The sequence below is a fragment of the Lacisediminimonas sp. genome (assembly GCF_030645335.1).
In the GTDB taxonomy this organism is placed as follows: Bacteria; Pseudomonadota; Gammaproteobacteria; order Burkholderiales; family Burkholderiaceae_D; genus Lacisediminimonas.
In genome coordinates this window covers 1-6992 of sequence record NZ_JAUSNH010000255.1, presented here as the reverse complement: position 1 = coordinate 6992, position 6992 = coordinate 1, and the positions used below count along the sequence as shown (strand labels likewise).

Here is a 6992-nt window from a genome sequence, read left to right as displayed (position 1 = left end):
TTCAGCCGGATCCGGGTATCGGACCTGGTGCTGGTGGACCATGACGGCAGGATTGTCGAAGGCCGGCATTCGGTGAATGCGGCGGCATTCGCGATCCATTCGCGCATCCATGCAGCACGGCCGGATGTGGTTGCGGCGGCGCACTCCCATTCCCGTTTTGGCACCACCTTTTCGTCGCTGGGCAAGATGCTGCCGGCGTACACGCAAGAGTCTTGCGCCTTTTACAAGGACCATGCGGTGCTGCAAGCGTATGGCGGCGTTGCCGGCGAATTATCCGAAGGCGAACTGATCGCCCAGGCGCTGGGTCCGCACAAGGCGCTGATCTGCCGCAACCACGGTCACTTCACGGTAGGACAGTCGGTGGAAGCGGCGGTGTTCTGGTTCATGCGCATGGAGCGCGCGTTCGAGCAGACCCTGTTGGCCTGGAGCGCTGGTCAGCCGGTCGAAATCGACGACGCCACCGCCACGCTTGCTTGCCGGCAGGTCGGGTCGCCACGCGCCGGATGGTTTGGCCTGCAGCCGCTGATGGACAAGGTCCTGGCGGAACAGCCCGACTTGCGTGAGTGAGCTTGCAGCCGGTGGGCCGCGGGCCGCGCCACCGGCAGGTCATCCAGTAGAAGAGCGCTGCGTGCATGGCGGCGCAGTGGCCAGCGGCTCAGCGCGGCGCGGGCTTTTGCCTGAGTGCCGCGGTCAGCGCCGTGGCCAGCGCAGCCGTGCCGTCCGGCGTGACGCGACCTTTCTTCGTGATCTGGTAGAAGCAGAGCGGCACTTCAGGTTCGCTCAGGATGAACAATTGCACCGCATAGCGGGTGCAGGCCGGCGCGACGAAGGCGGGCAGCACGGCGACGCCGGACCCGGCCTCCACCATCGCCAGAACGGTCTGGATGTTTTCGTAGGCAGGCCGCTCTTCATTGGCGCGTCCGGCGCGGCGCAAGTGCTCTTCGATAAATTGCTGCACCGGATTGTCCGGCGACAGGCCGATCAGCGGCATGTCGCGCAAGTCCGACCATTTGATGCGCCGGGCGCGACGCCGTGGCTCGCCGTCGCGATCGACGGGACAGACCAGGGCCAGCGGGAAGTCCGCCAAGGCGATACGTTCCAGTCCCGACGCCGGCTTGAAGAATGCGCCGAAACCGACGTCCAGCGTGCCGTTGGCGACATCGTCCTGTATCTGCTGGCGTCCCAGGTCGCGGATGCGCAAGCTGATTTGCGGCTGCTGCAGCTGGAAACTGGCGCTGGCCAGCGGCAGCACGTCCGAAGCAATGAATGGCGTGGCGCCGACCGTCAGGATCTGGCGGGCGCGGGTCGAGATGCGATTGATCGAGTCGGACACCGCTTCCAGTTCCGCCAGCACGCGGGCGGCGACCGGCACCAGTTGCGCGCCGGCCGGCGTCAGCGCCACCGAGCGGGTGGTGCGGTCGAACAGACGGCAGTCCAGTTGCTTTTCCAGGTCGCGCGTCATTGCGCTCAGGCCGGACTGGGTAATGTGCAGCCGCTCTGCAGCGCGGGTAAAACTGCCCAGGCGCGCAATGTCGAGGAAAGCCTGCAACTGGCGTTGCGAAATATTCATCCGTTTGGCTTCTTAATTTACAAAATAAAGTCGATTATATTCTTGATCCGAATGCGGTTAAATGTGACGCGCTCGCACTGCCTGCGGGCCGCGCCACCAGATCCGGGAAACACATGAAAAAACCAACCAAAGTATTGATCGCCGGCGGCGGCATTGGCGGCCTGACGGCTGCGCTGGCCCTGCTCAGGCGCGGCGTCGACGTCCAGGTTTTCGAACAGGCGCCGGAATTGCGGGATGTCGGCGCCGGCCTGCAACTGAGCGCCAACGCCTTGCGCGTGCTGTACCGGCTTGGCGTGGGCGAGGCCCTGCGCGCGGTGGCTTGCGAAGCCGATGGCAAGGAAATCCGGCTCTGGAACAGCGGCCAGACCTGGAAGCTGTTCGACCTTGGCGCCCATTCTGTAGCGCAATACGGTTACTCGTATTTCCTGTTGTACCGGCCCGATTTGCACCGCGTGCTGGCTGACGCGGTACGCGCCATCAAGGCCGACGCCATCCTGCTCGGCGCCAGTTGCAGCGGCTTCCGGCAGTCAGCAGATGGCGTACAGCTGCAGCTGGCCGACGGCCGCACTTTCGATGGCGACGTGCTGATTGGCGCCGACGGCGTGCATTCGCAGCTTCGCTCGCAACTGGTGGGCCCGGACAAACCCGTTTTTTCCGGTTGCCTGGCGTGGCGCGGCGTGATGCCGATGGCGCGCCTGCCGGTGCACTTGCGGCGCGCAGTCGGCACCAACTGGGTCGGCCCTGGCGCGCATGTGATCCATTACCCGCTGCGCGGCGGCGAGCTGATGAATTTCGTCGGCATCATCGAACGCGACGATTGGCAAGTCGAGTCATGGACCCAGCAGGGCACGCATGAAGAATGCCACGGGCACTTCAAGGGCTGGCACGAGGACGTGCATACCTTGATCGACCATATCGATACGCCATTCAAATGGGCGCTGATGGGGCGCGAGCCGCTACAGCAATGGAGCGAAGGCCGCGTGACGATGCTGGGCGACGCCTGCCATCCGACCTTGCCATTCCTGGCACAGGGCGCGGCGATGGCGCTGGAAGACGGCTACATCCTGGCGCGCTGCGTTGAAAAATACCAGGATGACCTGTCCCTGGCGCTGGGCAAGTATGAAGCCGCCCGGATCGAGCGTACTACCCGCATCGTCTTGCGTTCGACCGAGAACGGACGCCGCTTCCATAACCCGGCGCTGGCGTCGGCAGAGGGCGCGGCAGACTATGTCGATCGTGAATGGGCCGAGCCGAAAGTGCGCGAGCGCTACGACTGGCTGTTCAGCTACAACGTCGACGAGGTGGCGATTTGAGCGCGGATCGGGCTGCGATACCGGTGAATGGCTATCTCCAGGTCGGCAACGGGCCGGCGCGGATCATTGTCTTGTCTGGCTGGTTCGGCTGCGCGGATGCGTGGACCCCGATGGTCGAATGCATCGATACCGAAGCGGAAAGCTGGGTGTTTTTTGACTATCGGGGCTATGGCCGTTCACGCCATCTGCAAGGCGCGTTCACCTTTGAAGAAGTCGCCAGCGACGTACTGCGCCTGGCAGACGCGCTCGGATGGCAGCGGTTTTCGCTGGTGGGCCACTCGATGGGCGGCATGGCGATGCAGCGCGTGTTACTGGCCGCGCCCGAACGGGTGGAGCGGATGCTGGCCGTGACGGCGGTGCCCGCCTGCGGCGCGCGCATGGACGCGCAACGCCTACCCTTGTTCACCAGTGCCATCGACGATATCGGCAAGCGCGAATTCATCATCAACTTTTCTACCGGGAGCCGCCTGCCTGCGCGCTGGGTCCGGCAAATGGCGCGCCACTCCTGGGAAAATTCAACACAGCAGGCATTCGCCGCCTACCTGGCCGAATGGGGCACGCGCGGCTTCGCCGAAGAGATTGCCGGCAACACCACGCCGGTGCGGGTGATGGTGGGCGAGCATGACCCGTCACTGACGGCCGGCCTGATGGCCAGCACCTGGTTGGCCTGGTACCCGAATGCGACGCTGGAGACGATTGCCAATGCCGGCCACTATCCGATGAACGAGACGCCGCTGGCTTTTGCAGCAGCAGCTGCGCACTACCTGGCTGCCAGGGCGCCGGCATGAGCGTTGGCGAAGCAGACGCAAGGTCCATGTGAAACCCGACTTGAAAGAGCCAGCGTGATCGCGTTCGAGTACATCAGGCCCGATACCTTGGTCCAGGCCACGGAGGTCCTGCGCCAGAATCCGGACGCACGGGCCTTGTCGGGCGGCATGACACTGCTGCCAGCCATGAAACTGCGGATGGCCGCGCCCTCGCACCTGGTGGACCTGACCCGCTTGCCGGAATTGCAGGGTGTGCGCATGGCAGGGGATCACCTGCTGATCGGTGCGGCCACACGGCATGCCGAGGTCGCCAGTTCGGCACTGGTCGGCGCGGCGATTCCTGCGCTGTGCCAACTGGCAGGATTGATCGCCGACCCGCAGGTGCGCAATCGCGGCACCATCGGCGGCTCGGTGGCCAACAACGATCCTGCCGCTGACTACCCGGCAGCGGTACTCGGCCTGGGCGCTACCGTCATCACCGACCGGCGCCGGATCGACGCCGATGAGTTTTTCTGCGGCATCTTTGAAACCCTGTTGCAGCCCGGAGAAATCGTGACCGCGCTGTCGTTTCCGGTGCCGCAGCGCGCCGCTTATGCCAAGTACCGGCATGCTGCCTCCGGGTATGCGCTTGCGGGCGTGTTCATCGCGCAGTGGGGTAGTGTGGTGCGGGTGGCCGTCACCGGCGCCGGACCGGGTGTATTCCGCTGGCGGCAAGCAGAGCAAGCTCTCCAGCACCATTGCAGCATTGACGCCTTGCACGGTTTGCATGTCGATCCCGATGGCATGCTGGATGAACCGCAGGCGCCGGCCGCCTGGCGCGCCAGCCTGGTGGAAACGATGACGCGCCGCGCCGTGGCCGCACTGGCGCAGCCTTTGGCGGCGCAACGCGCACAACCAGGTACCGCGTCATGACGGAAATCGAACTACAGGTAAATGGCCAGGCGGTTTCCCGCACTGTCGAACCGCGGCTGTTGCTGGTCGACTTGTTGCGGCGCGAACTCGGCCTGACCGGCACCCATGTCGGCTGCGACACCAGCCAGTGCGGCGCCTGCACCGTGCTGCTCGATGGCGCGGCGGTCAAGTCCTGCACCGTGCTGGCGGTACAGGCCAGCGGCGGCGCGGTGACCACGGTGGAAGGACTGGCCTGCGGCGATGTCCTGCATCCGGTGCAGCAGGCATTCATCCAATGCCACGGCCTGCAATGCGGATTTTGTACGCCGGGCATGATCATGGCAGTGGCGTATTTCCTGCGCGAACGGCCGGCAGCGCTTGACGATGCCAGCATCCAGACTGCGCTGGAAGGCAACATCTGCCGTTGCACCGGCTATGTCAATATCATCGCCGCCGTACGCCATGCAGCGCTGGCGATCTATCCAGAACTGGCCGCCACTGCCAACGGAGCGCGAGCATGATCGGCCAGGCGCTGCCCCGGCTGGAAGACCGCCGCCTGGTCATGGGCCAGGGCCGCTATACCGACGACATCAACCTGCCAGGACAGGCTTACGCGGTGTTCCTGCGCTCGCCACACGCACACGCCAGCATCGTCGGCATTGACACCGCCGCCGCGCGCGCTGCGCCGGGTGTGCTGGCGGTGCTGACCGGGCCGGACTATATCGCCGCCGGTTTGCATGGCATACCGCATGTACCGATGCCGGTGGATGCGGTGGAGTTCACCCGGCCCGCCTTTCCGGTTTCGCTGACCGGCAGCATTTTCAACCAGCCGCATTTGCCGCTGGCAGTGGAGCGCGTACGTCACGTCGGCGAAGCCGTGGCCATGGTGATCGCCGAAACGGTGGCGCAGGCGCGCGATGCGGCCGAGCTGATCGCCATCGAATACCAATTGCTGGACGCCGTCGTCGACGCCTGCGATGCCATGGCGCCGGGAGCGCCGCAACTATGGGATGGCGCACCCGGCAACCTCTGCTTCCAGGCCCGGGTCGGAGACCAGGCAGCGGCGCAGCGGATCATTGACCAGGCGCACCACGTCGTGCGACGACGCTTTCGCAATAGCCGCGTAGTCAATTGCCAGATGGAGCCGCGTGCCGCCATCGGCGACTTTGACGCTGCCACCGGCTTGCATACGCTGGTTTCCGGCAGCCAGGGTTCGCACCGGCTGAAGATGTGCCTGCTCGGTGCGCTTGGCGCAGCGCCTGACAAGGTGCGCGTGATCTGTCCGGATGTCGGCGGCGGCTTTGGCTCGCGCACCATGCTGTATGTGGAGCAGCTCGCCGTCGTGTGGGCTGCGCGCCAGCTTGGCCGGCCGGTGAAATGGACTGGCGAGCGCAGCGAATCCTTCCTCAGCGATTACCAGGGCCGCGACCAGGTTATCGATGCCGCCGTCGCCTTTGCCAGCGACGGCCGGATACTGGCGATCAGCAACGCCTGGACCGGCAATGTCGGCGCGCATACCGTGTCGTATGTGCCGATGTCCAATGGCACGCGCATCATGAGCACCGTGTACCACGTGCCGGTCGCCGCGGTGCAGGTCAATGCGGTGCTGACCAATACCGTGCCGACCGCGCCCTACCGCGGCGCTGGCCGGCCCGAAGCCAATCATGTGATGGAGCGGGTGCTGGACATTGCCGCGCACGAGCTGGGCCTGGACCGGGTCGAGATCCGGCGTCGCAATCTTGTGCGTCGCGACCAGTTTCCCTACCGCAGCGCAATGGGCCTGACGTATGACAGTGGCGATTTCACGGGCAATATGGAACGCGCGCTGGCGCTGGCCGACTGGACCGGTTTTGCACAGCGGCGCGAACAGTCGCGCAGCCAGGGCAAGTTGCGCGGCATTGGCGTCGCCAATTACATCGAGGCGCCGGTCGGGGCGCCGCGCGAACGCATCTTGTTGAATGTGCTGCCCGAGGGCACGATCGACATCCTGTCGGGCACGCAGAGCCAGGGGCAGGGGCATGCGACGACTTTCGCCCAGGTGCTTGCAGCGCGACTTGGCGTACCGGTGACTGCAATGCGCCTGCACACGGGCGACACCGCAATGATTCCGCTGGGTGGCGGCTCGCACTCGGACCGCAGCATGCGCATTGGCGGCGCCTTGCTGGTCGAGGCTTGTGACCGCATCATCGAGCAGGGTAGGGCGCTGGCAGCGCAGGCGCTGGAGGTCGATGCAGCCAGCTTGCATTACGCCGACGGCGCATGGAGCAATGCGGCCGGCGACCGGCGCATCGGATTATTTGCATTGGCCGCGCAGATGGCAGCGCTTACGGGGGATGCAAAAGCCACGCTGTCGGCCAGCGCCGAATTCACCGGCCGCATGCCGGCCCATCCGACCGGCTCAGTGGTGTGCGAGCTGGAAGTCGACCCCGACACCGGCGACGTGCAACTGTT

The 6992-nt window shown here is 65.3% G+C and carries 7 protein-coding genes; 6 read left to right on the top strand and 1 reads right to left on the bottom strand.

Annotated features, from left to right (window positions below; genetic code table 11):
* Positions 1-567: class II aldolase/adducin family protein (locus Q7T64_RS17495; RefSeq protein ID WP_304798468.1), on the top strand; the 567-nt coding region annotated here is incomplete at its 5' end.
* A gap of 88 nt (positions 568-655) precedes the next feature.
* Here Q7T64_RS17495 and Q7T64_RS17490 read toward each other — a convergent pair.
* Positions 656-1570, bottom strand: a complete 915-nt coding sequence (locus tag Q7T64_RS17490) for a LysR family transcriptional regulator (protein WP_304798465.1) — start codon at positions 1568-1570, stop codon at positions 656-658.
* A 113-nt stretch (positions 1571-1683) separates the two neighbouring features.
* Between Q7T64_RS17490 and Q7T64_RS17485 the strand changes: the two genes are divergently transcribed.
* The 5 genes from Q7T64_RS17485 to Q7T64_RS17465 form a co-directional block, all read left to right on the top strand.
* Entirely contained in the window at positions 1684-2883 is a 1200-nt protein-coding gene (locus Q7T64_RS17485) for an FAD-dependent monooxygenase (protein ID WP_304798462.1), read from the top strand.
* Positions 2880-3671: an alpha/beta fold hydrolase gene (locus Q7T64_RS17480; RefSeq protein WP_304798459.1), complete on the top strand. Its 792-nt coding sequence runs from the start codon at positions 2880-2882 to the stop codon at positions 3669-3671. Before Q7T64_RS17485 ends, Q7T64_RS17480 begins: the two co-directional genes overlap by 4 nt.
* A 54-nt stretch (positions 3672-3725) precedes the next feature.
* On the top strand, positions 3726-4562 hold the full coding sequence (locus Q7T64_RS17475) for a xanthine dehydrogenase family protein subunit M (protein ID WP_304798456.1): 837 nt from the start codon (positions 3726-3728) through the stop codon (positions 4560-4562).
* A complete protein-coding gene (locus Q7T64_RS17470) occupies positions 4559-5062 on the top strand; it encodes a (2Fe-2S)-binding protein (protein ID WP_304798451.1) in 504 nt (167 codons plus the stop codon). Before Q7T64_RS17475 ends, Q7T64_RS17470 begins: the two co-directional genes overlap by 4 nt.
* On the top strand, positions 5059-6992 hold a 1934-nt coding region (locus Q7T64_RS17465), incomplete at its 3' end, for a xanthine dehydrogenase family protein molybdopterin-binding subunit (protein WP_304798447.1). The genes Q7T64_RS17470 and Q7T64_RS17465, both read left to right, overlap by 4 nt.

What these genes read in the sequence shown, in the direction of transcription:
- Q7T64_RS17490 (WP_304798465.1), bottom strand. Translation starts at nt 1,570, where the DNA reads ATGAATATTTCGCAACGCCAGTTGCAGGCTTTCCTCGACATTGCGCGC.
- Q7T64_RS17485 (WP_304798462.1), top strand. Translation starts at nt 1,684, where the DNA reads ATGAAAAAACCAACCAAAGTATTGATCGCCGGCGGCGGCATTGGCGGC.
- Q7T64_RS17470 (WP_304798451.1), top strand. Translation starts at nt 4,559, where the DNA reads ATGACGGAAATCGAACTACAGGTAAATGGCCAGGCGGTTTCCCGCACT.